The organism is Sporosarcina sp. USHLN248 (assembly GCF_037144575.1).
Lineage (GTDB): Bacteria > Bacillota > Bacilli > Bacillales_A > Planococcaceae > Sporosarcina > Sporosarcina contaminans.
Genome location: NZ_JBBCZC010000034.1, coordinates 1 through 26,468, shown reverse-complemented (window position 1 = coordinate 26,468; position 26,468 = coordinate 1). Strand labels below are relative to the sequence as shown.

Below are 26,468 nucleotides of genomic sequence, written 5' to 3'. Positions count from 1 at the left end.
TTTACAATCGTAAGAAATTATTATGAAGGCCATATAGGATTTGTGTTAATGGCTTGTAAAATCAATTGAATTAATATAAAAATACAAGGAGTTGAGTATTGTATGACAAAAGTATATTGGACAAAACTTAAAATAAATGAGTGGGAAATTCATATGGCCGCGACTGATAAAGGGCTTTGCTATGCGGGGACTCCTTTGGAGACATTTGACGATCTCAATCGCTACATTACGAAATGGTTGCCAACATTTGAATTGATTGAGAGTGAAAAGGAGATGGGTCCGTATATTGAGGACATGCTATCTTTTTTCAATGGTTCAAGCAAACAGTTTACGCTACCGATTGATCCGTATGGAACTGATTTTCAAAAAAGTGTATGGCAAGCATTGACGGAAATTCCTTACGGACAAACCGTTTCTTATTCGGACATCGCAAATCAAATCGACAAGCCTTCAGCTGTCCGGGCAGTAGGTAGTGCGATTGGTGCAAATCCTATCTTAATTGTCGTTCCATGCCATCGTGTAATTGCTAAAAACGGTAAGCTTACAGGCTTTCGAGGTGGTTTGGAAATGAAAAGACAGTTATTAGAGCTGGAAAGTAGATAGGTGATAGTTCATGGTAGTTTCTTTTAGGAAACTATGTCACTATGAAGTGCGTACTTCCAAATTTGCTTGCAAATGAGCATAATATATGTATAACAATCAATAGTTGAGTTACACTATTGAAGTAAGAATCAAATCAAAGGAGCTATACATCATGAAAATTACAGTGAAAGCTATTATAGGGAGCACAAGCCCTACTTCAAATAATCTTAAATTAGTCGAATACCTTCGCAAAAAGTATGCTGATCGTTTAGAGATCACACCTGTATTCATTAACGATGTTGACATGTTTTCGGTAGAAAAGGAGAGCGACCCTTCAGAAAACGTTAAAGAATTTATGGAAAATGTTAGAGAGTCGGATGCAGTGCTATTTGCAGTGCCGGAATATAACTTCTCAATTCCAGGGGCTCTGAAGAATGCGCTTGACTGGCTATCTCGCAGCAATTTTGCAATCAAGGACAAACCTGCTTTCATCATCGGTTCTTCGATGGGTGTCTTAGGAAGTGTTCGTGCACAAATTCATTTAAGAGAAATTTTATCAAATCCAATGCTTTCACCTGCATTGCTGCCAAATAATGAAGTTTACATCGGTTCCGTTCACGAAAAATTGAACGATAAAGGTGAATTGATTGACCAAGGAACAATCGATTTCCTCGACATGGTTGTCAATAACTTTATTGAATTCTATGAAAAAAATCGCGTTGCCGCACAAGTATGATTTTTTAAAAGAAGAGTTTGCCTAAATAGGCAAGCTCTCAGCTTGTTGACAAACGCTCGCATACTGCGTTGCTCGTCTCGCTCGTCCCCTCATGAACCTAAGTTCTATTCGAGTCTTCGCTCGACTTCGCGCCTTGTCTGGCAAGCGTTTTCAAGCCAAGCTGGGCAAACACTTATCCCATAACTAAAAACCTTTAAAAGACTGTAGACAAAGTAAAAAGATACTTTGTCTACAGTCTGAGAGTTTGCCTAAATAGGCAAGCTCTTTTTATTTTCTTGGAAGGAAAATAAAAACTTTATAAAAAGTATTGACAATTGCAAATTGGAAATGGTATCCTCAGGTAGTTAAATCATCAATTAGGAAATGGAGGTACGGAAAATGACTAATTTATTTACATCTCAATTTAACCAAATACAAATTCCGTGCCTGCCGAAGGTTTATTCTGCAAAAAATTAACCTTGGATGGCATGATTGCCGTTCTTTTTTTATGAGTACACGCTTATGTTAAAAGGCGTGTGCTTTTTTGCGTCTTCATTTTCCGAATTTTGGTGTTTCCACGCTTCGGCGTGTAACATAAATAAATTGAAAAGGAGTGTTGAGTATGTTTGCAATTCAAGCGCGAAAGTTCACAAAGGAATGGTCTATAGGAAGCGGGTAGCAAGGTTTCCATAGGCCGAGCAGTAGAAAAATAAAAAAGGAGGAAGAATAAAATGATTGGAAAACAAATTGTATTGTGGAAAAACGAAACGAAAAACAAATATAAAAAATTGGTGGAGTGGGAATCTCCGAGTTGTATTGAACATGATAGGCATTTGCGGAAATTAAGTTTTCTTTCATAATCAAGTTCTCAGGTTCCTCTCCAAGAGGAGAATAAAAAAATGTATTTTACTGATAGGGAAGTCGTCCAACGACATATGCAAGATATACAACAAGAAGTGAATGAGTACCGGATGGAGCGCAAAGCTAAAAACAATAGCAAAAGAACGAAGTCATCGTTCCGGGCTCTATTATCTTATTGGTTTTTGTAAGAAATAAAAAAGGCCGATATGAGGCCGTATTAGCTTGACGACAAGCGCTCACATACTTCGATGGGTTCGCAGGAAGCGGGTTAAGCAAAGCGAAGGCAGTTGAACATTGAAGAGGGCATTATAGGCTCTTCTGTGTGTGAAGCGTTATAAGTAAGTTGAGCAATTTGATCACGACTGTAGACAAAGTCAATAATGTATTGCTTTGTCTACAGTTTACGATAACTAATCATTATCCATGTTTAATTACCGTCGTTCGCTTTTCGGATCGAAAGCATCACGCAGGCCGTCACCGATAAAGTTAATGCTTAATACAGTTAGTAAAATGGCGAGTCCTGGAGGAATCCATGCCTCAGGGTGATAACGAAGTATTCGGAGCCCTTGCGCTTCAGAAATCATATTTCCCCATGTTGGTGTTGGCTGAGGGATGCCCATGCCGATGAAACTTAAGCCCGATTCAACGATAATCATCGTTGCCATCATTAACGTAGCGTTGACAATAATCGGTCCTATCGCGTTTGGCAGGAAATGACGCAAAATGATTCTGAAGTCACTCGCACCGATTGCTCTGGCACCTAAGACGAATTCTTGCTCTTTCAGTGAAAGGAAAGTGCCGCGAATGATTCGGGTCAAGCTCGGCCAGCTGACAATCGCTATGATGACAACGAACAAGCCAATCGTAACCTTTTTCATGATCGCAATAATTGTCAAGGCCAAAACGAGGAACGGCAATGCTAAGACAAGATCACTTAACCGCATTATGATGCTGTCGATCTTGCCGCCATAATAGCCACTGATCACGCCTAAAATTAGACCGATGAGTAGAGTGGATAACATCGTGCTAAAACCGATAACGAGTGAAATTCTGCCGCCGTACAGCAGACGAGCAAAATTATCTCTCCCAGAGCTGTCTGTACCTAAAATATGTTCGCTATTTGGACTTTGTTCGACTTTCATCAAATTATGCTCCAACGGATCGTGGTCGGTCAGCAACGGCGCAAAAATAGCAGCACAAATCATAATCGTCAAAACTACCATACCTGCAATTGCAAGTTTATTTTTCAAAAATCGCTGAAGAGATAATTGAAAGGGGCTTCTATGTTTGCGTACCATTTGTGTTGTGCTTTCTTGAGGTTGCAACTCATCTTCATTAATTGAATGCATATCAAATCACCGCCCTAATCATAACGAATCCTCGGATCAACAATGCTGTAAAAGATATCGGCTAATAAATTCCCCACTAAGACAGCTACCCCTAATAGAAGAACGATTGCCATAACGACAGGATAGTCACGGTTCACGACTGATCCAATGAATAAAGTGCCAATGCCGGGGAAATTGAAAACTTGCTCCGTAATTACTGCTCCGCCAAGCAACGGCCCTAATTCCATCCCTAATAAAGTAATGATTGGAATTAACGCATTGCGCAAAGTATGCTTATATAGTACATTGCGATCTGACATCCCTTTTGCTTTTGCCGTCCGAATATAATCGCTCCCCAATACATCCATCACTTCTGAGCGCATATAACGCATATACCCAGCTGTACTTGCAAGACCTAATGTCAGCCCGGGCAATATCATATGATGAAGCCGATCTTTAATTTCTGCAATGCCGGTTAATTTATTATTAGAAATTGTACCTTGAGCAGGAAACCAACCTAATTTAATGGCGAATAAATAGATAACAACTAAACCGAAAAAGAAATTAGGAACAGCGAGCCCGAAAAATCCAAATGTTGTTGTTCCATAATCCATTAAAGAATAAGGATGCCTTGCAGAATAGATCCCGATCGGTATTGCAACGATCAATGTAATGCCGAGAGCAAAGATTCCTAAATAGACAGTGTTCATAAAACGTTCTTTAATAAGGCTTTCTACTGATCTTCCTTTGTACGTAATCGATTCTCCGAAATTGCCGCGAATGACTTTTTTTGCCCAATTTATGTATTGGACAGGGATTGGTTTGTCCAAACCTAATTCAGCCCGCTGTTTCTCGTAAACTTCCATGCCGACATCAGGATCAAGAATCTTGCCTGAAAATGGATCGCCTGGAGCAGCTTTTGCGAGGCCGAAGACGATAATCGATAGCGCGAACAGCATCGGGATAAATAAGAGAATTCTTCTAATGATAAATTGAACCATCCATCTTCCTCCCTTAAAGGGGGAGAGTATGCATTTGCATACTCTCGCGTATCCTCCCTCAATTATTCTGCGTCTTCAACCCACCACTCATGGGAATCCTGATACATCGTGTGTGGAAGAATTTTAATGCCTTGAATGCGGTCATTGTATGCCCATAGGCTGTTTTGTGCATATAGAAGCAATGCAGGCAAGTCTTCAGAGAAGAGTTTCTGCCACTCAGCATAAACTTCCTCACGATATTTTTGATCAAATGCTTCTGGCGCTTTTACCGCTTTTTGAAGCAGTTCTTCCGACTTTGGATTGTTCCATCGAGAGAAGTTGTAACCCGCTCTTGTTGCCCATAATCCGGATGGGTCTGGATCTGTACTGCTCAGATTCCAGCCGATCAAATATAGATCCCAATCTGTATTGTCATCTGTTAGTTCAGGAACGTAAACAGACATTTCAGATGGCTGGCGCAAGTTCACTTTAATGCCGACCTTTTCTAAATCGGCTTGGATGATCGGAGCTGAGCGCTCGCGCAATTCATTTCCAAGAGGGTAATCCATGTTCAAGACCCACTCGTTGCCATCTGGATCTTCTCGGAAACCGTCTCCATTCACGTCAACATAACCCGCTTCATCTAACATCGCTTCAGCTTTTGCTGGATCATAATCATATTTTGTAACTGCATTTTCATCGTATGCCCACATTTGTTGGGCAATCGGCGAGTTAATCGGTTGCCCTCTGCCGTGCAATAATCCTTCGCCATGCCCTTCACCGACTAACCCGACACGGTTGACAGCGTAAGCGATCGCTTGACGCACTTTCGGATCAGACAGTTTTTTGTTCGGAACCCAGTTATCAGGTGTCAACGCGCCTGATTCAACGTCTGCTGTTGTTCGATGGTTATGTTTAAAGCCTAAAAGTTGATAGCCGAAATCAGCTTGCTCTACAATGACAACATTGCCAAAGTCATTGACGATATCATAATCTGCAGGTGCAATGCCGCCAGGACTTGCCACAAAATCAATTTCTCCTTTTTCAAGTAACCCGATCATGACCGATTGTGCAACGACTTTCCAAACGATTTCATCTAATAGCGGTGCACCTTTCCAATAATCGTCATTGCGGGATAAAACATATTGCTCACGTTCGATCATATCCGTAAATTTGAATGGCCCTGTACCGATTAATTTATTTGGCTGCAATGATTCAGGAGCTTCCGGAATGTCTTTTACCGGAATATCTTTAAAAATATGCTCCGGGATGATCGGGAAGCTTGCATAATAAAGAGGAGAGACGTTCGGCTCTGCAAACTTAAACGTTACTTTATAGTCTCCGTCTGCGACAACACCAACAAATTCATCTGTTTCGCCTGATTGATATTCGTCGTAGCCTAATAACGGCTGCACATAGTTTGCTCTTACACCGCCAGCAGACTCATAATCCGGATCAGACATCGCTTTGTACGTATAGACGACATCATCAGCTGTAAATTCCTCGCCGTCATGCCATTTAACTCCTTCTTGCAAGAAAAATGTGATCTCTGTCTGATCATCATTTGTCTCCCACTTTTCAGCTAAGCTTGGTATGAATTCCAATGATTCGTTTTGACTTACCAATCCTTCAAATACAAAATCGATAATGTTTGCTTCATAGGAATCTTCATAGAAAATCGGGTTGAACATACCAGCCGGCGCAGAGTACATCGCACCGACAATTGTACCTCCCTTTTTCGGACCTTCTTCTGCAGCTTTTTCGTCTTCTTCTGTTTCTGCCACTTCTGACGGTTTTTCCGTTTCGGTAGCAGTATCACCCGTTGCATCATCCTTAGAATTACATGCAGCCAACACCATGCCAAACATCAACAATAGAACGATAAGAGTAAATCTGTGCATATATAGCTTTGTCAACATCATGTCCCCCTTTACTTTTTTTCGACACATCAATGAAGAGTGGATATGGATCGATGCATCACCTCCTAAATTCGCAGTAATGACTGTGACACCGGAGTAAAACAACTATGCATTTGATAGATTATATCGTTCCTTCGCTATATAAATGACAAGCGACAAAATGATCTGTTTGAATCTCTTGCAACTCTGGACGGTCAATGGCACATCTATCAAAAGCTTTCGGACAACGCGTTCTAAACGCACAGCCTGAAGGTGGATTAGCAGGGCTTGGCAAGTCGCCCGGCAGTTTAATTTTCTCCTTTTTGGTTTGTGGGGTTTCATTTAGATCAATCATTGGAATTGCAGAGAGTAATGCCTTTGTATATGGATGCATTGGGTTTTCATACAACTCTTTTTTCGGGGCAATTTCTGCAATCCTCCCTAAATACATAACTGCCACACGATCACTAATATGTTTGACGACGCTTAAGTCGTGGGCGATGAATAAATACGTTAAACCCAATTCATCCTGCAAGTCTTTCATTAAATTCAAAACTTGCGCTTGAATGGAAACGTCCAATGCAGACACTGGCTCATCGCAAATGACAAATTTCGGTTCCAATATGAGTGCCCGTGCGATGCTAATTCGCTGCCTTTGTCCTCCAGAAAATTCATGAGGGTATTTTTGCAAATCATCGACACGTAAACCGACTTTCTCAATCATCGCTTTTACACGTTCTTTTCTTTCTTTTTTAGAAATCGATCCTTGAACAATTAAAGGTTCCTCCACTAATTGTTCCACGCTCATTTTTGCATTCAATGATGCAAAAGGGTCTTGGAAGACGATTTGCATGTTTTGGCGGATTGGCCGTATTTGACGCTGACGTAATTTCGTAATGTCTTCGTTATTAAAAAGGATTTGCCCTTCTGTCGGGTCTAATAATCGTATGAGGACGCGTCCCAATGTCGATTTCCCGGAACCCGATTCACCGACGATCCCTAATGTTTCCCCTTTGCGTATGCTAAAGGAAACGCCGTCAACTGCTTTAAGTTGTCCAATCGTACGCCGCAAAACGCCGCCTTTTATTGGAAAATATTTTTTTACATCCCGAATGACGACGAGTTCATCGCCGGTTTTTTTCTCAATCGCTGTTGTTTGGACCATCGTCATTTCGCTTCACCTCCAACGTCGTATAGGAAGCAGCGTACGTAGTGATCTATGTCGTATTGAAACAGTTCGGGGTTGGACTGACTGCATTTTTCCATCGCATACGGGCAACGGGTAGAGAATCGGCAGCCGACAGGGAAATTGTAGGCGGGCGGAACGGTTCCTTTAATCGTTCCTAAACGATCTACATCTTCCTCCAAATTTGGCAAACTGCTCAACAAACCTTGTGTATAAGGATGCTTTGTCAATTTTAACAGTTGCTTCGTCGGGGCTTGTTCAACGATTTGTCCACCGTACATGACGATGACCCGATCAGTATATTCATAAACAACACCTAAGTCGTGTGTAATGAGAAGAAGTGCCATATTGTAGCGCTTTTGCATTTCGATTAATAAGTCTAAGATTTGAGCTTGGATCGTTACGTCTAATGCTGTGGTAGGTTCGTCTGCGATGATGAGTTGAGGTTCACATGAGATTGCCATGGCGATCATAACACGTTGTCGCATTCCCCCGGAAAGTTGGTGGGGGTATTCCTTGATGATTTCAGCGGGGCGGGGAATGCCAACAATCTTTAACAATTCAATCGCCTTTTGCTTGGCGATATTTTTGGATACTTTCTTATGCTTACGGATCATTTCAATTAGTTGATTACCAATGGTGAAGACAGGATTTAAGGCTGTCATCGGTTCTTGAAAAATCATGCCAATTTGGTTGCCGCGGACCGAAGTCATTTGTTTAGCCTTTAATTCAAGCAAGTTGCGGTCATTCATTTGAATAGTTCCTTCTACGATGCGTCCGGGTTTATTAATAAGCTGCATAATTGAAAGGGCGGTAATGCTTTTTCCACTGCCTGATTCTCCAACGATTGCAACAGTTTCTCCCGGATAAACTGAAAAAGAGACGCCGTCAACCGCTTTTGCGATCAAATCTTGTTCCAAGTAAAAATACGTTTTTAACGCTTGGACATTCAAGACGGGTTGATTCATAGAGACCCTCCATTCGTGTTAGTAGCAAAAAAAGAAGAGCGGTAATCAATTATTCTATGATTAGTCTGATAATTATATACAATCCTAATCATAACACTCAAAGTTGTCAATCACTTTTTTGTAATATATCGGAAAAGATGGTTCGAACTTATTCTACAGGAATCAACAGGAATTTATTTCGATTTTATGAAGTTTCGATTTATGAAATAACTGTATAATAGCAATGGAAGTATTGAAGTTATGTGGCTTTAGCAGGATTATGCGTTGTTGGAGAGCTTTATCTATGCATAGAGTGAGTTAATGGTTTTTAAAGAGGTTTATGTGTTTTTCTGTCGATTGATATGGAAAAAGCCCAGAGGCACCGGGCTCAGCTTGTTGACAAACGTTCGCATACTAAGTTGAGGCCAGTAGGACGCTGGTCATGCAACCGTTGCTGCAGGAGCAACGAGCTTAGGTTGCCTCCTTTGTTCCTTCCCTCATGAACATTACGTTCTATTCGGGTCATCGCTCGGCCTCGTGTGAGCCTGCACGAGGCGAGTCATGCAGTCAATCGAGCGGCGAAGGGTTCGATTTGTTGTATTTACGCGCATTTTGCGGAAATTAAGGCACTACGGACGTCGCGCACCTATATTGTCTTCCACGTGGCAAGCGTTCTCAAGCCAAGCTGGGCAAATTCCTCTCACATGACTACGAACCTTAAAAAGACTGTAGCCAAAGTGAAAAAACACTTTGGCTACAGTCTGGGCACCGGGCTTTTTTATGGAAGGATAGCAAACGATCTAACCGGGAAGCCCGATGCTTTTTCTGGCTTCGGAACAATATTAAAGATGATTGCTCCTTTAGCTGGCAATAGATGTAAATTCGTCATTAGTTCAATTTGGTATGTGTCTTGCTCCAATACATAATATTCACCGATCAGTTTACCGTTTTTGCGGAAATCAATTGCAGAGTCGGTATCGAACGTTTCGTGTCCGATAGCTTTGATTTTCCTATGTTCGAATAGTAATTTGAGTGCTTCTGGACCCCATCCGGGAATGTGATTGTTTCCATCGGCATCTTTGTTATTAAATGCTTCGTGGTCGGGCCATCTTTTGCTCCAATCCGTGCGAAGGGCAACAAAGGTGCCTTCTTCTATTTCTCCGTGCACAGCTTCGAAATCCAAAATATCTTGAACAGATAATGTGAAATCATTGTTTGCTGCTGCTTCTGCGGATTTGTCTATAACGACTAAAGGCAATACTAATTCTTTCAGCTGTAGCTCTTCCAAATAGCGTGTGTCGCGCACAAAATGGATTGGCGCATCAATATGTGTTCCGTATTGTCCAGAAAACGAAAAGTTTTGTGCGAAAAAGCCATCGTCATGTGTGAACAGCGTTTTAAATTCTGCGTCATCGAACATGAAAAAATGCGGTGAATTCGGACCGAAAGTATGCGTCAAATCAACCCATTTTTTACTTTTCAATAAACGAAGTGCTTCTTGAATTTCTGATTCCGCTTTTACTGTCATTGCAATCACTCTCTTTCATAATTAAATGAACCCTTAGCGGGGAACTGCCGTTTCCGTTGCTTGATAAGCTGCGTCGATCGCTTGGTGCAAATCTTCGATCAGATCTTCCGCTTCTTCAAGCCCTACAGAGAAGCGTAGAAGACGGTCATCAACACCGCGTTTCACGCGTTCTTCTACGGGGATATCCGCGTGTGTTTGCGTTGTCGGATAGGTGATAAAGCTTTCCACGCCTCCTAAACTTTCTGCAAACGTAATTAAGTTCAAGTTTTTCAAGAAAGGGTCGACATAGCTGCTTTCTTTTAGCCGGAATGACAGCATGCCTCCGACACCTGCATATAGCACATCCGTAACAAGCGGATGAGTTTCCAAATAGGCAGCAATTTCCTTTGCGTTCGCATCATGCTGTCTCATTCGCACATGTAATGTTTTTAATCCGCGAATGACTAAAAATGCATCGAACGGAGAGAGGGTTGCACCGATGGCGTTATGTTGTTCAAATAATTGCGCGCATAATGCTTCTCCTTTCGCAACGACTAATCCTGCCAACACATCATTATGGCCCCCGATATATTTAGTGGCGCTATGGATGACGATGTCTGCTCCCAATTCAATAGGACGCTGATAATAGGGTGTTAAAAATGTATTGTCGACAATGAGGTAAAGTCCGTGTTTTTTCGCAAGTTCAGCATATGATGCAATGTTTATTTTTATCATTAAAGGGTTCGTTGGCGTCTCAATGAAAAGTGCTTTTGTCTGTTCCGTAATTTGTTGTTCAACTTCTTCTACGGTTTTGAAAGAAGCATAGGAGGTACGGATATTATAATTTGTGGCATATTGTTCGAAAAGCCGATATGTGCCGCCGTAAATATCATCGGGGGCAATCAGCTCGTCGCCTGATGCAAATAGGGAAAGCACTAATTGGATGGCAGCCATTCCTGAGCTGCACGCATAGCCTTGATCACCAGATTCCAATTGGGCGATGCCATCCTCTAAAATGGTCCGTGTTGGATTTTTTGTCCGAGTATAGTCATAGCCGGTGGAAAGTCCTAAACCATCATGTTTGTATGCGGTAGATAAATAGATTGGCGGATTGACCGCACCTGTTTTTTTGTCGCTTCGATTGCCCAATTGCACTAAGTTCGTATGTATACTTCTTTTCGTCAATGAAACCCATCCTTTCGCTGCATATAAAAAGCCCCCTTCCAAGATAGAAGAGGGCCTCAACACGCGTGATCGTCGTTGAATTCAATCTTCTTATCTTCAAGACAGAATCTGCCTTTTGGAATTAGCACCATACCAATACGGGCTGGTTGCTGAGACTTCTACGGGCCAATCCCTCCGTCTCTCTTGATAAGAATGAAGCTATGCATTTTTGATTTATCCAAAGTTATCATATATTCGAAAATTTAGCAAGCCTTCTTTCAGAAATCTCTTTATAGGTTTCTGCTATACTGTAGGTATGCAATTTTGATACGATTTGGAGGTCATGGAATGGCTTGGCTTTATGTTTTATTGGCAGCGGTCGTTGAAGTGTTCTGGGTGATCGGTCTGCGTTATTCGGAGACACCGTTAGAATGGGCAGGAACAATCATTGCAATCATTATTAGTTTTTATTCGATTATTAAAGCATGTGAAAAATTGCCTTCTGGAACGGTATATGCTGTTTTTACTGGATCTGGCGCCGCTGCAATTGTACTGATAGACTTTTTATTTTTCGGAGCGGAGTTTTCTTTTATTAAAATATTATTTATCGGTATCATTATAATCGGTGTAATTGGTATTAAAATGACGACAGTCGATCCTGTAGATGAAGGGGGCGATTGAAGTGGCATGGGTATATTTAGTTTTGGCCAGTTTTGGAGAAATATTTGGCGTGATGAGCATTAATCTTTATTTGCAGAAAAAGAACTATGTTTGGCTTCTTTCAATCATCTGCACGTTTTCCGCCGGTTTCTTCTTTTTGTCTTTGGCGATGCGCGAAATTCCGATGGGAACAGCATACGCGATTTGGACTGGATTAGGAGCTGCAGGCGCAGTGCTTATGGGCATTTTGTTTTTTAAGGAATCTGCCGGATGGAAAAGGATTGTATTTTTGCTGCTTATTATCGGAGGAGCGGTAGGACTAAAAGTATTTGGATAAAAACGATGGGATGTCTGTTGCGGCATTCCATCGTTTTTTATTTTTCTATAGTACGCAATAATTGCATGCGGTCATTGAAGAGCGTCCCACTGATTCTGAGTAGTTTGTACTACTAATTTTAGTATGTTTATCCTAACAATTATTCTCTTACATGGATTAGATTTAAAGGTATGCCTTTATTGGAACTTTTATCTGTTTTAAATTTGGCGTCTTTTCTTTTAATCTGAAAGGAATCATATAATTTTTCATCTTCACTTGATGAAAAACTGCCAACCCAATAAACATAGTTTTGAATGCTTTCTCCTTTACAAAATAGAATAAGCACACGATCTTCTCGATATGCTACTGAAAAGTCGTTGATTCGATTTACATCAATTCCATATTCCTTCTTTATTTTAGCTTTTTCCGTATACGGGAAAACTAAGATTATATTATCCCAATCGCCATTCACTGCTTTACCAAAATCAACATATTCATTCTGTTGAACTTCTTGTTTAATCTTTGAGCGAATCGCATCATTTTCATCTATTTTATATATATTGTACGCTACGACTGCTATTGTTATTGTCAAAGAGAAAAAAAACACGTACTTTAAAAGTTTTTGGGAATTTAAACTCATTTTTTAGCCCCTGTACTATTTGTTTTTACTAAAGAAGTTTTCACACCAATATCAGTTCCACGGAATCTTTTCATTTCACCATTTTTTACAGCTTCATTTATCATCTGAAGTGCCATTCTATCGAACAAATCAGCATTACCTGCGAATTGTGCAAGTTTAGGCCCATAACTAATTCCAACATTGTTATTATTCAAATCCATACTTCTTGCTAATGCAGAACTTGGAAAGTCATCTTCATGAGCTATTCCAAATCTCCGCGAAAAGTCTGAACCTGCAACCCCAGCCGAAGAAACAGCCATCCATAAAGAGTGTCTAAACGCATCTGCATTATCATCTTCTCCACCTGAATAATACTTTTGATAATGATACATAGCAAAATTACCCGCAGATAGAACAGCTACACCTTTCACCAAGCTCTCATTAAACACTTTCTTTTCATTGGGACCTAATTTGTTTTTTATTATTGGTAAGTCACCATAAGAGTATGGTGAAATATCTGGACTTGCATTTATTAATTCTCCATCTGCGTTGATAATGTTTGATTCAATACCTCGTTTTATTACTTCAACCTTTAACAAATTATTCAATTCATCTTCTGAAAAGGTAGGGTTTTCATTTTGCATTTCTCGAGAGTACCTCTCCAAACTATCAATATCTAGCTTTTCGACTATTGAAGCATAGTCAAGATCTTGCTTTGATACTTCAATATAATTGAAGTCGTTTTTCAAATTGTTAGACGTTGATTCAAGTGCCAAAGCATTCACACTAGTAGACATTAATGTAATGACAGCTACAGCTAAACCCGTTGATAAAAGTTTGTTTTTCATATTTTTCTCTCCTTTTTCCAAGTAATCCTTATATGTATAAAAGGACCTTACTTAGTATTATGAGTAATATTATACCGCCAATGAGTTAACGTCAAGTATTATTTGGTTAACTCATTGGTGCAATTTAAATGAATGGGCTGTTTTTTTGCGATTATCTAAACTATGAAATAGAACCGGTGTAGCGTTTGCTACACCGGTTCTATTTCATCAATGAATTTCTCTTTTATCTTGTCCGCAAAACTTTTCATTTTCGGCTTTTAATTGTCTATTTCCTCTGGCCATCTTTTCCCTCCTATTTGACTAGGTTACATCGTGTTAAAGGTCCAAAGCTTGAATAGCCGCATCCATATCATCCTGTGTAATACCTATATACCGTAACGTAACACTCTCAGAACTATGGTTAAACATCTTCATCAAGAGAGTAATATTCGTACCCCGTTTAATCTGATGATAACCAAACGTTTTGCGAAGTGAATGCGTTCCTATATTTTCAATCCCTAACTCTTTCGCTGCATCACTAATGATGGTCCAGGCCTGGACCCGACTAATCGCTTGATTCGTCCCTTTTCGGCTCCTGAATAAATAGGCTTCCGGATCCCCTTCATAATATTGGCTAGCATATGCCTCAATCGCTTTTTTGACCCCTTTGGAAAGGGCCACCTTATTTTCCTTCCCTGTTTTTTGTTCAATTAAAATTAAGTGCGAACGCACACTGTTTTTATGATCTAATATATGTTTGAATTGTATCCTGATTAAATCAGAAATACGATAGGGTGAATTGATGCCAATCGTAAATAAAAGATAGTTCCTTTCGCTTTGTGCAAAAAGAATTTTTTTCATGCTGCTAATCTTATTGAGATCCCGAATCGGTTCAACGAATTTCATGCTTCCAGTAGACCTCCTTATGTATTTCACCGTACAAGTATCAACCTAACATAATATAATTGTAACATATGTTGTGTTAGATTCAAATTGAAAACGAAAAAAATGCAGGAATAAAAAACAGCTTAATCCCTTGAAGCATAAGGGATTGAGCTGTTTTATCGAATTTAACATATTTACATTGTGTCTCATTCATTGAGGAAGAGAAAGCTTGACTCTATAATTTGCAGGAGAAGTTAATAGATCGCTCGCACCTTCAGCGACCAACTTACCGTCCATCATTACCCATACATGATCGGCGATTCTGATGGCTTGCTCCAAATTATGAGTGATCCAAACGACTGATATACGATCTGTCCGGTTAAGGCGGAAGATTAGTTCTTCGATGTCACGAGCAGAATTGCGATCTAAGGAAGAGGTGATTTCATCCAATAATAAGATCGTCGATTGATTGACTAATGTTCTTGCAATCGATAGTTTTTGGCGTTGTCCACCAGATAAACTTTGAGCGTCCTGCTGGAGGATTTCAGCATCCAAGCCGACTTGTAATAAAAGATTCTTTGCTGTTTTTTTCGATAATGTTTCGCCATGCAATCGGGCAGGCAAGGATAAGTTTTCATAAACCGAGCCTTGAATAATTGGAGAATTTTGCAGAACAATGCCAACTTGCTTCCGCACATTCCTTGGGTCAAGTTCGTTCAAAGGTTTGCCTTTCATATAAATCACACCGCTGGTAGGCGTCAACAAGTTATTGCATAACTTGAGTAGCGTTGTTTTTCCGGCACCAGATGGACCGACTAATGCAGTAATTTTCCTCTTTGGGAAAACGCCTGTTATTCCTTGGATGATCGGTTTGCGATCAATGGTAAAACTGACATCTTGAAATCGTAGAGCATGTTCGTTAGGCACATCTAACATATAAAAAGCACCTCTTTGAAAGATTTCCTTTCGCTATTCTATCACATGCCGATCAATTATAGTGAAGACGTATTAAATGGGGCTATGATAGGCATAATGGTTCAGGCTAGTTAGGGGCATATTCGCCTTTTTTTTAGGGTAAATAGTGTATACTGAGAACAACAGATGATTGTGGAAGAAGGGATAGGCAATGAGCACGAAATATGCAGATGACAGTTTAGCTTTACATACGGATCTTTATCAAATCAATATGACAGAATCTTATTGGGCGGATGGTATTCATGAACGCAAAGCGGTTTTCGAATTGTTTTTCAGAAATTTGCCATTCGGAAATGGCTATGCAGTGTTTGCCGGGTTGGAACGTATTTTGGATTATTTAAAAGGATTCCGTTTTAGTGAAAGCGACATTGCATATTTAAGGGAAGAATTAGGATATAAAGAAGATTTTCTTGAATATTTGAAGGATGTCCGTTTTACCGGAGATGTTTATTCGATGGTTGAAGGGGAACTAGTCTTTGCAAATGAGCCAATTTTAAGGGTAGAGACGACGTTGGCAGAAGCGCAATTAGTAGAAACGGCATTGCTGAATATCGTGAATTTCCAAACGTTAATTGCAACGAAAGCGAGCCGCATTAAGCAAGTTGTAAAAGATGAAGTTGTGATGGAATTCGGCAGCCGCCGAGCCCATGAAATGGATGCTGCGATGTGGGGAGCGCGTGCTGCTGTAATCGGCGGAGTGGAAGCGACGAGCAATGTGCGCGCAGGTAAACGTTTCGGCATTCCAGTTGCAGGAACTCACGCTCATGCAATGGTCCAAGCGTATAAGAGTGAATATGAAGCTTTTCATTCGTATGCAAAGCGCCATAAAGATTGCGTCTTTTTAGTCGACACGTACAATACATTAAAAATAGGTGTACCTACAGCGATTCAGGTGGCGAAAGAGTTGGGGGATAAAATCAATTTTGTAGGTGTACGTTTGGATAGCGGAGATATTGCGTTTTTATCAAAAGAAACACGAAGGATGCTTGACGAAGCCGGTTTTAAGGATGCAAAAGTGATCGTTTCAAATGATTTAGATGAATATACGATTTTAAACTTGAAGGCCCAAGGAGCAAAGGTGGATGTATGGGGGATCGGTACGAAACTCATTACCGCGTACGATCAGCCAGCTTTAGGGGCGGTATATAAAATCGTATCGATTGAAAATGAACATGGAGAAATGGAAGACACGATTAAAATTTCTTCAAACGCTGAAAAAGTGACAACACCTGGACAGAAAAAACTGTATCGCATTATCGACCGAGAGAACGGCAAAGCTCAAGGCGATTATATAACGATGTGCGACGAAAATCCGCAAGATGAAGAGCGCATTAAGATGTTCCATCCTGTCCATACATTCATTTCGAAGTTTGTAACAAATTTTGACGCGGTGAATTTACATGTACAAGTAGTAGAAAAAGGAAACATCATCTATAAGAATCCGACGCTGAATGAAATGCGAGCATATGCTCAGAGCAACTTAAACTTGCTCTGGGATGAATACAAACGTTCATTGAACCCAGAGGAATACCCTGTTGACCTTAGCCAGAAATGCTGGGATAACAAGATGCGCAACATCCAAGAAGTGAAGGAAAAAGTAGATGCCTATTCGTTACGATAAGGAGGGAATGGCTTTGACACTTCAGCAGGAAATTATCGAAGCATTGAAAGTGAAGCCGACAATTAATCCCGAGGAAGAGATTCGAAAGTCGATTGACTTTATGAAGGAGTATGCGAAAAAGAATACATTTATCAATGGTTTTGTCCTTGGCATCTCTGGAGGTCAAGACTCAACGCTTGTAGGGAAATTAGCGCAAATGGCTGTCGATGAACTAAACGAGGAAGACGGGTCGGACCGATATAAGTTTATAGCAGTCCGTCTGCCTTACGGAAGCCAATTCGATGAAGATGACTGTCAAGACGCCCTTCAATTTATAAAGCCGTCATTGATCTATACGGTAGATATTAAGGAAGCGGTCGATGCAAGTGAAGCTTCATTGGCAAAGGCAGGAGTCATCCTATCCGATTATTCAAAGGGAAACGAAAAAGCGCGTGAACGGATGAAAGTCCAATATTCAATCGGCGCAGCGCACGGTTGTGTCGTCTTGGGGACAGATCAGGCAGCGGAGGCATTAACCGGATTTTATACGAAGTTTGGCGATGGGGGCGCAGATCTCATGCCAATTTTCCGTCTGAATAAAAGACAAGGTCGTGAATTGCTGAAGGCATTAGGATGTCCGGAACATTTATACACTAAGATACCGACCGCAGACTTGGAAGAAGACCGTCCCGCACTTCCGGATGAAGTCGCGTTAGGTGTCACATATGATGAAATTGATGATTTTTTAGAAGGCAAGCAAGTGGATGAAAAGGCGAGAAAGACAATTGAAGCACTGTATCTCCGCTCTGCTCACAAACGGCATATGCCAATTACAGTTTTTGATAGTTTTTGGAAATAATGCGAAACCCTCTGACATGTAGATGATAATGTCAGGGGGTTTTATTATAATTGGACTGTTGGTACTTATGATCGTTTGAACTAATGTGTACCTTACAAGCAAGCCATCGCTGTTGTAGGAGTTTCGTTATTACGGTATTATGGAGTTACATTTTGTCAATTTTCGGACATGTTATCTGTACTTCGGCATAAGATTGCGCTCTTGTAGGCAATAGTATAGGAAGAATCGTATAGGCCAGTAGAATTTAAGCTGCTGAATAAAAAAAGCTCCGGCGGACGTCCCGTATTTAGAAGTTTAACAAATGTGATAAAATGCTTAAAAACACCGTGGCGCAATTATCAAGAGTAGTACGTATTGGAGGAATTGAGATGACGAATGCACAACTGATCGATGATGTTTTAGCAAATATCTCTAAAGTGATGATTGGCAAGCAAGACATCGCCGAACTAAGCGTAACCGCGTTATTGGCGGGTGGGCACGTGCTATTGGAAGACGTTCCAGGCGTGGGCAAGACGATGATGGTGAAAGCGTTAGCAAAATCAATAAGCGCTTCATTCAAACGCATTCAATTTACACCTGACTTATTGCCTTCTGACGTATTAGGCGTTTCTATCTATAATCCGAAAGCGATGGAGTTCGAATTCCGTCCAGGTCCAATTGTCGGCAATATTGTGTTGGCCGATGAGATTAACCGCACCTCGCCAAAAACGCAGGCTGCTCTATTAGAAAGTATGGAAGAGTCATCAGTGACAGTTGACGGAGAGACACTCCAAATTCCGCAACCTTTTTTTGTTATGGCGACGCAAAATCCGATTGAATACGAAGGCACATATCCATTGCCGGAAGCTCAATTAGACCGTTTTCTATTTAAACTAAAAATGGGCTATCCGAAAAGGTTGGAGGAAATTGAAGTGTTGGATCGCGCTGAACGATCGAAACCGATTGATGAACTGAAACCTGTCATCACTTTAGAGGAATTAAGAAACTTCCAGCGATCGGTGGCGGATATCAATGTCGATCGTACGGTCAAGTCTTATATTGTTGAATGCGCAGCTGAAACCCGGACTCATCCATATGTCTATTTAGGCGTCAGTCCGCGTGGATCCCTTGCGCTAATGAAGTCTTGTCAGGCGTATGCGTTAATTCAAGGAAGAAACTATGTAACTCCAGATGATGTAAAATATTTAGCCCCGTTTGTATTTAGCCATCGAATTATTTTGCGTCCGGAAGCGAAATATGAAGGAATTGAGAAAAGCGAAATTATTGAGCGGATTTTAACTAAGGTGAGTGTCCCGATTGATCGGATTCGGTTGAAATGAGAAAAAGCAAAAAACTACTTTCTATGACGGGTCGTTTTGTCTTTATTGTCGGCATCTTGCTATCTGCTTATGGTTTTGCGATGTTCCAAGGGGGCAAAGTAAGCTGGACGATTTTTTACATTTTATTTCCGTTTATTTTGTATTCGATTGCACTATTTGTTTATCCGATGAATACGATTACGGCTGAACGCAAAATTCTTACAAAAAATATTGAGAATGGCGGTAAACTTACTGTAACAGTTACGTTGAAAAGGAGATTTTCTTTTCCTCTTTTATATACGATCGTCACTGAAAAATGGGGAAGCCATCAAATCGAATTAAGGGCGAAAAACAAGTCCAGCTACCTATTTGTATTCGGTATGCGCAAACAAGTGGAATGGACATATGAAATCGATCGGTTGCCGAGGGGACAGCACATTACTGAGGGCATCCATATAGAACTCTCAGACTTTTTCGGGTGGATTCGCAAAACTGCATTCATCCCGTTAAGGGAGAGCATTATCGTCTTTCCTAAAACAGTCCCAATGAATTATATGTCGCTTGATGCGCAATACGATCGAGGGGCGATTGCATCTCCTTTTACTTTAATAAAAGATACAACAATGGCGACAGGAGTACGGGAATATCAAGCAGGCGACCGTGTCACATGGATTCATTGGAAATCATTTGCACGCACTCAAAACTTAATGACGAAGGAATTCGAAGACCGACAATCTGAAGATTTATTAGTTGTTTTAGATGAACGGGCTTCAGAGCAATTTGAGGAACAGATCGAATTGGCAGCCTCCCTTGTGAAAGAGGCGATCCAGCAGCAGGCGAACGTGTCGTTCATTTCTGTTGGTGAACATAAAGTTGAATATCCGTTTATCCATTCGGCTGAGCAACTTCATGATCTACTTGTCTATCTGGCAAAAATAGAGCCTGTTGAGAGCCCACCACATTCGATGGATTGGACACCATCAATGAGGATTGGGGGTAGTATTGTTTTTATTACTGGAAGTCCAGATTGGGAGATTTTGCAATCTTTAGGAGGCGCTACACGCGCAAACTCCTCTATTATTTGTTTCGTTGTTGTAGGGGAGGGAAAGCGGGTTCCGAAGTCTCTGTCTGAACGCATATCATATGCGAGAATGAAGGGCGTAAAAATAATAACGTTAAGAAAAACGCAGTTTGCGAATGCTTTTCGCGAGGAGGCGATGTAATGGGGGAGGATAGGCTCGATAAACGATTTTTGTTGCTCATGTATGCCTTGTCATTTCTATTGCTAAGGGAATGGTTGCTTCCTGTAATGGCATTGACAGATACGAACTATTTAGGGGTTTTCCTCGTATTTATCGCACTCTCTTTTTTGATCGGCATTGTTCGTATGAGATGGTGGTTTTCGATTCCGATCAAGGCTTTCTATATTCTTTGGTCTCTTCATTTTATTTATTTTCATACGCCGTTGTTATCAATTCAGAAAATCAATATTCTGTTTACCAATTTATTTTCTAATGTCTCCATGATTGCAAATGGAGATTGGGATAATATTACGAATCCATTTCGGACGTTGCTGTTTTTTGTTTTGCTTTGGATGACGATTTATTTAATTCGACATTGGGTAGAAGTTAGAAAGAATATTTTATTGTTCTATGCCGCGACGGTCGTTTTCATTGCCTTTCTTGATACATTTAGCCCGTATGAGGCAGATGGCGCTATTTTTAGGATTATGGTTTCAGGATTGTTGCTCATCGGATTTTTGTTCATTATGAAACTATATGAAAAGCATGAACGGCAAATGTCAGGCAGACTTTTTGCATTGCTGTCATTGCCGATGCTATTTGCGGTTGGAATTAGTGGAGCCTTTGCGAGTTTAATGCCTGAACGAGCTCCTGCGTGGCCAGATCCTGTTCCGTTCATTAAGTCAATGGCTTCTGGAGAAGGTGCGGGGCTAGGGAACGGAGCATATATGGCGCAAAGCGGTTACGATCCCGACGATTCAAAGTTAGGCGGACCGTTTGCGAAGGACGATACTGTTGTGTTTAAGGCGACTGTTCCACAAAAACAGTATTGGAAAATTGAAACGAAAAATACGTACACATCCAAAGGCTGGGAACAAGTCTCAGGTGAGGTAGAACCAGCCATCTATGCTCCCGGTACATTGATTGCGAATGATTCCTTGGAAACAGAGGACATGGCGGGAAAAACGGTCCAGGCTGAAATACAGATGTCGGAAGTTCTGCCGTTCATAGTTTATCCATACGGAACAACAAAGATTAATACGAGGTCTGATGTTGTCCTCTTAAACGAGGAGGATTCCGGACGTTTTTGGGCAGTTGCCAATGGAGAGAAAATTGCTCTGGACACTTTCGTGACGGAATTGAAAGAACCAGAGTATAGTTTGAAAGCGTTAAGGGAAACCTCAATGGCAGATTATGAATTAGAACGCCAAAATTTTTCTCAGTACTTGCAATTACCCGAACAGCTTCCTGACCGTGTAAGGGAATTGGCGAAGTCTATAGCGGAGAAAGAGGAAAGTGTCTACGAAAAAGCGAAGGCCATTGAACGTTATTTTGCAAGAAATGGGTTCACTTATGACCAATATAATGTCGCAACCCCAAAAGGAAATGAAGATTATGTAGATCAATTCCTTTTCGAAACGAAAAATGGATATTGCGATAACTTTTCCACTTCGATGGTCGTTATGCTACGGGCTGTTGACATTCCAGCCCGTTGGGTGAAAGGTTTTGCTCCTGGTGAATCCAAATTGAATAGCAGAGGCGAACGAGAACATACGATTACGAATAACGAAGCCCATTCATGGGTAGAAGCGTATATGCCGGGGATCGGTTGGATGCCGTTTGAACCAACAATCGGCTTCTCGAATTTATCAGGTATCCGCTTTGACTTGGATTTAGATATTACCGACCCAGAGGCACCCGATATGGGAGAAAAAGAGCTTCCGGAAAAAACTGAGCAGCAGAGGATTGATCCTACAAAAGCTTCAAAAGGTGTAAGCACCGTAGTAGAAGCGGCAAGCAAGTGGGTCAATAACAATAAATGGTACGTTATGATAGGTATGCTAATTATCGGATCTGCAATTTGGAAGTTCTATTCCGTCCGGGGCAAATGGCTCCCGAAAGTTGTACTGCGAACATTAAAAACCGAACAAGGAGATTGGCGTTCTTTCGTCAAGCAGTATAAGAGCCTCCTGAAACAACTTGAAAGGTTTGGTTTAAAGCGGACGAATGGGATGACTTTGTCGGAATATGCAAAGACTGTAGATACGTATTTTGGCGGAAATAAAATGTCAATGCTTACAAAGGAATATGAAAAGGGCCTCTACGGTGGCCAAACGGATATTGAGGACTGGCATGTGTTGCAGAAAATATGGGAAGATTTAATCAATAGGGCTACGGGTTGATTTTTGACGTATTCGAGAGTAAGATATGAAAAAAGAACAAACCGATAAAGCCCTCATATAAGTCTGATAATATGGTTCGGACGTTTCTACCAAGCCACCGATAATGGCTTGTCTATGATGGCAGGGATAGATCTGCCTATGCCTGCTATTTGTAGATTGTCGAGACGCGTGGAAAGAAGGCCTTTCTTACGCGTCTTTACTGATTTTGAGGGTAAATCGAATTTAATTGGAAGAGGTGGATCGATTGTCAACTGCTCCTTTGTTAATTGAACAGGAAAAAATTGTGGTGATTGATTATGGAAACTCTTATAACCAGCTTTTAACGCGGACAATCCGTGAATTAGGGGTATATAGTGAGTTATATCCGCATACGGTAACTGCTGACGAAATTAAAGGAATGAATGCTGTCGGCATCATTTTGTCAGGCGGGTCAAATTCGCTTGAAGAGGCGTCAGCTTTAGGTATCGATCCTTCAATCTTTGAACTTGGTTTGCCGATTTTAGGTATCTCAGCGGGTGCACGTCTTGTTGCAAAACATTTTGGCGGTAAAATGAGTTCTATGAATGAAATGGATGAAGCATCTGAAGTGCAAGTGAATGGCCAATCGAAATTATTTAACGGCCTTGCAGCGCAACAAACTGTGCTTGTTGACAAAGGGGAGGCAGTCGAATTGCCAGCAGGCTTTACGACAGTTGCTTCATCAGTTGCTCGTCCAGTCGCAGCCTTCGAAAATGAGGACAAGCATGTGTACGGATTATTCTTCCATCCGGAAGCTCCAGAAACCGAAAATGGAAAAGAAATGCTTCGTCAATTTATAACTGCAGTTTGCGGAACAGGAAACAGCTGGACAATGGAGCGTTTCATTGAAATTGAGGTAGAGAAAATCCGCGCACAAGTCGGAGATAAGAAAGTATTATGTGCTTTGAGTGGCGGCGTTGACTCTTCTGTTGTAGCTGCTTTGATCCACCGTGCAATTGGCGATCAATTGACTTGTATTTTTGTTGACCATGGACTTCTTCGTAAGGGAGAGGTTGAAAGTGTAGTCGATACATTCAGCAATCGATTCAATATGAACTTTGTGAAAGTTGATGCACGCAAACGCTTTTTGGATAAGCTGAAAGGTGTAACAGATCCTGAACAAAAGCGAAAAACGATTGGAAATGAATTTATTTACGTATTCGATGAAGAGTCTGCAAAGCTAAAGGGAATCGACTTTTTAGCACAAGGAACAATTTACGCTGACATCATTGAAAGCGGTACTGCAACGTCAGAAACGATCAAATCGCATCATAATGTAGGCGGATTGCCTGAGGACATGGAGTTCGAATTAATCGAGCCTTTGAAAGCCTTGTTCAAGGATGAAGTTCGTGCAGTTGGGGCTGCGTTAGGTCTTCCTTCTGAAATTGTTCATCGCCAACCATTCCCTGGTCCTGGTCTCGGCGTCCGTGTGTTAGGCGAAATTACTGAAGCTAAATTAGATATCGTCCGTGAAGCAGACTGGATTCTTCGTGATGAAATTGCGAAAGCCGGTTTAGATCGGGAGATTTGGCAGTACTTTGCAGTTCTACCTGATATTCGCAGTGTCGGCGTAAGGGATGGTAAACGTTCATATGATTACGCGGTCGGTATCCGTGCAGTCCATTCAGTCGATGGGATGACAGCGGACTGGGCGCGAGTTCCTTGGGACGTTCTCGAAAAGATCAGTTCCCGCATTACGGCAGAGGTTGATCATGTGAACCGGGTTGTCTACGATATTACGGCAAAACCGCCTGGCACAATCGAGTGGGAATAAGAAGTAAAGGTTTGAAAAACAACTGAATATAGAGGTATCGTATAATCATGGGGATATGGCCCATAAGTCTCTACCGGAGCACCTTAAATGTTCCGACTACGATTTTTTTAAGGATCTCTTGTTCCTTTTAGATGAATGGCTTTTAGGAAGTATACGATTATGCGTATACTTCCTCAGACTGTAGACAAAGTATTTTTTCACTTTGTCTACAGTCTTTTAAAGGTTTTTAGTTATGGGATAAGTGTTTGCCCAGCTTGGCTTGAAAACGCTTGCCAGACAAGGCGCGAAGTCGAGCGAAGACCCGAATAGAACTTAAGGTTCATGAGGGGACGAGCGAGACGAGCAACGCAGTATGCGAGCGTTTGTCAACAAGCTGAGGAAGTATACGATTATGCGTATACTTCCTTTTTCTTTGGACAATCTGATTTAAAAGAGAGGCTTATATGAAGAAATACTTTGAATTTGACAAGTTGGGAACGAGTTATAGAAGGGAAATTATTGGTGGTTTAACGACGTTTTTGGCGATGGCCTATATTTTGGCGGTGAATCCTCTTACGCTTTCGCTAGATGCAGTGCCGGATTTGCCAGAAGCGATGCGTATGGATAAAGGAGCAGTATTTGTCGCCACTGCTGTTTCTGCCGCGATCGGTTCGTTGTTCATGGGGCTGATTGCAAAATATCCGATCGGTTTAGCGCCTGGAATCGGATTGAGTGCATTTTTTGCATTCTCTGTCGTATTAGGCCATAGGATCCCATGGGAAACAGCATTAACAGGAGTTTTATTCTCAGGAATTATTTTTATCATTCTGTCGCTTACTGGCTTGCGGGAAATGATCATCAATGCAATCCCCGCCCAACTTAAATTGGCAGTAGGTGCTGGGATAGGGCTGTTTATTACTTTTTTAGGATTTCAAAATGCCAATATTATAGTCGCTGATCCAAATACATTAGTAACGTTAGGGAGTTTATCCTCGGGACCGACATTATTAGCTATTTTTGGCTTAGTCGTAACCGTTATTATGATGGTGCGGAAAATTAATGGTGCTATCTTCTATGGGATGATTTTGACGACGGTTTTAGGGATGATTGTTCATTTAATTGAAGTTCCAAACAAAATTGTAGATAAAGTGCCAAGTATGGAACCGACATTCGGGGCGGCATTCGAAGCAATTTTCAATAATCCAGCATCGTTAATGACTTCCCAGTTTTGGGTCGTTGTCATTACATTTCTTTTTGTCGATTTTTTTGATACAGCTGGAACATTAGTAGCTGTTGCGAACCAGGCAGGATTGATGAAAAATGATCGGCTCCCACGGGCGGGCAGAGCATTGCTCTCTGATTCAATGGCAACTGTCACAGGGGCAATTTTGGGTACTTCAACGACTACTTCCTATATCGAGTCGTCAGCAGGCGTAGCAGCAGGAGCAAAAACCGGGTTTTCTTCTATTGTAATTGGCGTTTTGTTTCTACTATCGTTATTCTTTTCACCACTATTGTTCGTCATCACTCCAGAAGTGACTGCTCCCGCATTAATAATAGTTGGTGTATTAATGGTTTCGACTTTAAGCAATATTGAATGGTCTAAATTTGAAATCGCAGTGCCAGCTTTCTTTACTATTATTACGATGCCATTGACATACAGCATTGCGACTGGGATTGCAATCGGATTTATATTTTACCCAATTACAATGATTGTGAGTGGTAGAAGAAAAGAAATTCATCCGATTATGTATGGTCTCTTTATTATCTTCATTCTTTACTTCATTTTTATAAAGTAGTTTTTAATGGGATGAAATTAGGTTCGCGTCTGGTTTCATTCCTTTTCTAATTGAAATCAAAAAAAGTTCAATGAAACTGTTGACACTTTAAAACACATTTGATATAGTAGTAAAGCAGTCGGGAGAACAACAAAAACCGACAGTGAATGACAAACAAATGAACCTTGAAAACTGAACAGCAAAACGTCAACAAATAAAGTCTCAAAGCCGACCCCGTCGGCGGAAGAGACAAAACGAATCTTCGGATTCGAAATTGACATCTTAACA

Annotated in this window: 24 protein-coding genes and 3 riboswitches; of the genes, 12 read left to right on the top strand and 12 right to left on the bottom strand. The window is 41.0% G+C overall.

Annotated elements, in window-relative coordinates; translation table 11 throughout:
* Positions 1-102 precede the first annotated feature (102 nt).
* The 3 genes from WFH04_RS13535 (at position 103) to WFH04_RS13525 (ending at position 2,346) form a co-directional block, all read left to right on the top strand.
* Positions 103-603 carry a methylated-DNA--[protein]-cysteine S-methyltransferase gene (locus WFH04_RS13535; protein ID WP_336824589.1) on the top strand — a complete coding sequence of 167 codons (501 nt, stop codon included), beginning with the start codon at positions 103-105 and terminating at the stop codon, positions 601-603.
* Positions 604-754: 151 nt separating this feature from the next.
* The gene (locus WFH04_RS13530) at positions 755-1,318 is read left to right on the top strand and encodes an NADPH-dependent FMN reductase (protein WP_336824588.1); all 564 of its coding nucleotides are present in this window, start codon (positions 755-757) and stop codon (positions 1,316-1,318) included.
* Between the two features lie 878 nt (positions 1,319-2,196).
* The gene (locus WFH04_RS13525) at positions 2,197-2,346 is read left to right on the top strand and encodes a hypothetical protein (protein ID WP_336824587.1); all 150 of its coding nucleotides are present in this window, start codon (positions 2,197-2,199) and stop codon (positions 2,344-2,346) included.
* 243 nt (positions 2,347-2,589) lie between these two features.
* Here the strand turns inward: WFH04_RS13525 and opp4C are convergent, their stop codons facing one another.
* The 7 genes from opp4C to WFH04_RS13490 form a co-directional block, all read right to left on the bottom strand.
* Positions 2,590-3,507 carry an oligopeptide ABC transporter permease gene (gene opp4C / locus WFH04_RS13520; RefSeq protein ID WP_336824586.1) on the bottom strand — a complete coding sequence of 306 codons (918 nt, stop codon included), beginning with the start codon at positions 3,505-3,507 and terminating at the stop codon, positions 2,590-2,592.
* 14 nt (positions 3,508-3,521) lie between these two features.
* Complete coding sequence (locus WFH04_RS13515) at positions 3,522-4,487, bottom strand: ABC transporter permease (RefSeq protein ID WP_336824585.1); 966 nt, start codon at positions 4,485-4,487, stop codon at positions 3,522-3,524.
* A 62-nt stretch (positions 4,488-4,549) separates the two neighbouring features.
* On the bottom strand, positions 4,550-6,382 hold the full coding sequence (locus tag WFH04_RS13510) for a peptide-binding protein (RefSeq protein ID WP_381481582.1): 1,833 nt from the start codon (positions 6,380-6,382) through the stop codon (positions 4,550-4,552).
* A 124-nt stretch (positions 6,383-6,506) separates the two neighbouring features.
* Positions 6,507-7,529, bottom strand: coding sequence for an ABC transporter ATP-binding protein (locus WFH04_RS13505; protein ID WP_336824605.1), 1,023 nt, complete (start codon positions 7,527-7,529; stop codon positions 6,507-6,509).
* A 2-nt stretch (positions 7,530-7,531) separates the two neighbouring features.
* Positions 7,532-8,518, bottom strand: a complete 987-nt coding sequence (locus WFH04_RS13500; protein WP_336824583.1) for an ABC transporter ATP-binding protein — start codon at positions 8,516-8,518, stop codon at positions 7,532-7,534.
* A 757-nt stretch (positions 8,519-9,275) separates the two neighbouring features.
* The gene (locus WFH04_RS13495) at positions 9,276-10,025 is read right to left on the bottom strand and encodes a cyclase family protein (RefSeq protein WP_336824582.1); all 750 of its coding nucleotides are present in this window, start codon (positions 10,023-10,025) and stop codon (positions 9,276-9,278) included.
* Positions 10,026-10,058: 33 nt separating this feature from the next.
* A complete protein-coding gene (locus WFH04_RS13490; protein ID WP_336824581.1) occupies positions 10,059-11,189 on the bottom strand; it encodes a methionine biosynthesis PLP-dependent protein in 1,131 nt (376 codons plus the stop codon).
* A gap of 87 nt (positions 11,190-11,276) precedes the next feature.
* A riboswitch (SAM riboswitch) is annotated at positions 11,277-11,382 on the bottom strand.
* Between the two features lie 134 nt (positions 11,383-11,516).
* Between WFH04_RS13490 and WFH04_RS13485 the strand changes: the two genes are divergently transcribed.
* Entirely contained in the window at positions 11,517-11,849 is a 333-nt protein-coding gene (locus WFH04_RS13485; protein WP_336824580.1) for a DMT family transporter, read from the top strand.
* A 1-nt stretch (position 11,850) separates the two neighbouring features.
* Positions 11,851-12,165 (top strand): DMT family transporter, encoded by a 315-nt coding sequence (locus WFH04_RS13480; protein ID WP_336824579.1) that lies wholly within the window; start codon positions 11,851-11,853, stop codon positions 12,163-12,165.
* 139 nt (positions 12,166-12,304) lie between these two features.
* On the opposite strand, the gene WFH04_RS13475 is transcribed toward WFH04_RS13480, so the two are convergent.
* The 4 genes from WFH04_RS13475 to WFH04_RS13460 form a co-directional block, all read right to left on the bottom strand.
* Entirely contained in the window at positions 12,305-12,784 is a 480-nt protein-coding gene (locus tag WFH04_RS13475; protein ID WP_336824578.1) for a hypothetical protein, read from the bottom strand.
* Positions 12,781-13,611 carry a DUF6973 domain-containing protein gene (locus WFH04_RS13470; RefSeq protein ID WP_336824577.1) on the bottom strand — a complete coding sequence of 277 codons (831 nt, stop codon included), beginning with the start codon at positions 13,609-13,611 and terminating at the stop codon, positions 12,781-12,783. Before WFH04_RS13470 ends, WFH04_RS13475 begins: the two co-directional genes overlap by 4 nt.
* 315 nt (positions 13,612-13,926) lie before the next feature.
* A complete protein-coding gene (locus tag WFH04_RS13465; protein WP_336824576.1) occupies positions 13,927-14,496 on the bottom strand; it encodes a site-specific integrase in 570 nt (189 codons plus the stop codon).
* Between the two features lie 189 nt (positions 14,497-14,685).
* Positions 14,686-15,411, bottom strand: a complete 726-nt coding sequence (locus tag WFH04_RS13460) for an ABC transporter ATP-binding protein (RefSeq protein WP_336824575.1) — start codon at positions 15,409-15,411, stop codon at positions 14,686-14,688.
* 190 nt (positions 15,412-15,601) lie between these two features.
* Between WFH04_RS13460 and WFH04_RS13455 the strand changes: the two genes are divergently transcribed.
* The 7 genes from WFH04_RS13455 to WFH04_RS13425 all read left to right on the top strand — a co-directional run bounded on the left by WFH04_RS13455 (position 15,602) and on the right by WFH04_RS13425 (position 26,201).
* Entirely contained in the window at positions 15,602-17,071 is a 1,470-nt protein-coding gene (locus tag WFH04_RS13455) for a nicotinate phosphoribosyltransferase (protein ID WP_336824574.1), read from the top strand.
* Positions 17,072-17,084: 13 nt separating this feature from the next.
* Positions 17,085-17,909 (top strand): ammonia-dependent NAD(+) synthetase, encoded by an 825-nt coding sequence (gene nadE, locus WFH04_RS13450; RefSeq protein ID WP_336824573.1) that lies wholly within the window; start codon positions 17,085-17,087, stop codon positions 17,907-17,909.
* A gap of 368 nt (positions 17,910-18,277) precedes the next feature.
* Positions 18,278-19,228, top strand: coding sequence for an AAA family ATPase (locus tag WFH04_RS13445; RefSeq protein WP_336824572.1), 951 nt, complete (start codon positions 18,278-18,280; stop codon positions 19,226-19,228).
* Positions 19,225-20,430 carry a DUF58 domain-containing protein gene (locus WFH04_RS13440; protein ID WP_336824571.1) on the top strand — a complete coding sequence of 402 codons (1,206 nt, stop codon included), beginning with the start codon at positions 19,225-19,227 and terminating at the stop codon, positions 20,428-20,430. Before WFH04_RS13445 ends, WFH04_RS13440 begins: the two co-directional genes overlap by 4 nt.
* The gene (locus WFH04_RS13435; RefSeq protein ID WP_336824570.1) at positions 20,430-22,631 is read left to right on the top strand and encodes a transglutaminaseTgpA domain-containing protein; all 2,202 of its coding nucleotides are present in this window, start codon (positions 20,430-20,432) and stop codon (positions 22,629-22,631) included. Before WFH04_RS13440 ends, WFH04_RS13435 begins: the two co-directional genes overlap by 1 nt.
* A gap of 33 nt (positions 22,632-22,664) precedes the next feature.
* Positions 22,665-22,766: riboswitch (purine riboswitch) on the top strand.
* A gap of 109 nt (positions 22,767-22,875) precedes the next feature.
* Entirely contained in the window at positions 22,876-24,423 is a 1,548-nt protein-coding gene (gene guaA / locus WFH04_RS13430) for a glutamine-hydrolyzing GMP synthase (RefSeq protein WP_336824569.1), read from the top strand.
* 17 nt (positions 24,424-24,440) lie between these two features.
* Positions 24,441-24,542: riboswitch (purine riboswitch) on the top strand.
* 324 nt (positions 24,543-24,866) lie between these two features.
* Positions 24,867-26,201 (top strand): NCS2 family permease, encoded by a 1,335-nt coding sequence (locus WFH04_RS13425; protein WP_336824568.1) that lies wholly within the window; start codon positions 24,867-24,869, stop codon positions 26,199-26,201.
* 56 nt (positions 26,202-26,257) lie between these two features.
* Here the strand turns inward: WFH04_RS13425 and WFH04_RS13420 are convergent.
* The coding region (locus WFH04_RS13420) for a hypothetical protein (RefSeq protein ID WP_336824567.1) at positions 26,258-26,468 on the bottom strand (211 nt) is incomplete at its 5' end.

Coding starts and splice junctions, on each gene's coding strand:
- WFH04_RS13455 (WP_336824574.1), top strand. CDS start 15,602: ATGAGCACGAAATATGCAGATGACAGTTTAGCTTTACATACGGATCTT.
- WFH04_RS13505 (WP_336824605.1), bottom strand. CDS start 7,529: ATGGTCCAAACAACAGCGATTGAGAAAAAAACCGGCGATGAACTCGTC.
- WFH04_RS13440 (WP_336824571.1), top strand. CDS start 19,225: ATGAGAAAAAGCAAAAAACTACTTTCTATGACGGGTCGTTTTGTCTTT.
- WFH04_RS13465 (WP_336824576.1), bottom strand. CDS start 14,496: ATGAAATTCGTTGAACCGATTCGGGATCTCAATAAGATTAGCAGCATG.
- WFH04_RS13485 (WP_336824580.1), top strand. CDS start 11,517: ATGGCTTGGCTTTATGTTTTATTGGCAGCGGTCGTTGAAGTGTTCTGG.
- WFH04_RS13425 (WP_336824568.1), top strand. CDS start 24,867: ATGAAGAAATACTTTGAATTTGACAAGTTGGGAACGAGTTATAGAAGG.
- WFH04_RS13475 (WP_336824578.1), bottom strand. CDS start 12,784: ATGAGTTTAAATTCCCAAAAACTTTTAAAGTACGTGTTTTTTTTCTCT.
- WFH04_RS13535 (WP_336824589.1), top strand. CDS start 103: ATGACAAAAGTATATTGGACAAAACTTAAAATAAATGAGTGGGAAATT.
- WFH04_RS13515 (WP_336824585.1), bottom strand. CDS start 4,487: ATGGTTCAATTTATCATTAGAAGAATTCTCTTATTTATCCCGATGCTG.
- WFH04_RS13435 (WP_336824570.1), top strand. CDS start 20,430: ATGGGGGAGGATAGGCTCGATAAACGATTTTTGTTGCTCATGTATGCC.
- WFH04_RS13525 (WP_336824587.1), top strand. CDS start 2,197: ATGTATTTTACTGATAGGGAAGTCGTCCAACGACATATGCAAGATATA.
- WFH04_RS13460 (WP_336824575.1), bottom strand. CDS start 15,411: ATGTTAGATGTGCCTAACGAACATGCTCTACGATTTCAAGATGTCAGT.
- WFH04_RS13530 (WP_336824588.1), top strand. CDS start 755: ATGAAAATTACAGTGAAAGCTATTATAGGGAGCACAAGCCCTACTTCA.
- WFH04_RS13470 (WP_336824577.1), bottom strand. CDS start 13,611: ATGAAAAACAAACTTTTATCAACGGGTTTAGCTGTAGCTGTCATTACA.
- WFH04_RS13500 (WP_336824583.1), bottom strand. CDS start 8,518: ATGAATCAACCCGTCTTGAATGTCCAAGCGTTAAAAACGTATTTTTAC.
- WFH04_RS13495 (WP_336824582.1), bottom strand. CDS start 10,025: ATGACAGTAAAAGCGGAATCAGAAATTCAAGAAGCACTTCGTTTATTG.
- opp4C (WP_336824586.1), bottom strand. CDS start 3,507: ATGCATTCAATTAATGAAGATGAGTTGCAACCTCAAGAAAGCACAACA.
- WFH04_RS13445 (WP_336824572.1), top strand. CDS start 18,278: ATGACGAATGCACAACTGATCGATGATGTTTTAGCAAATATCTCTAAA.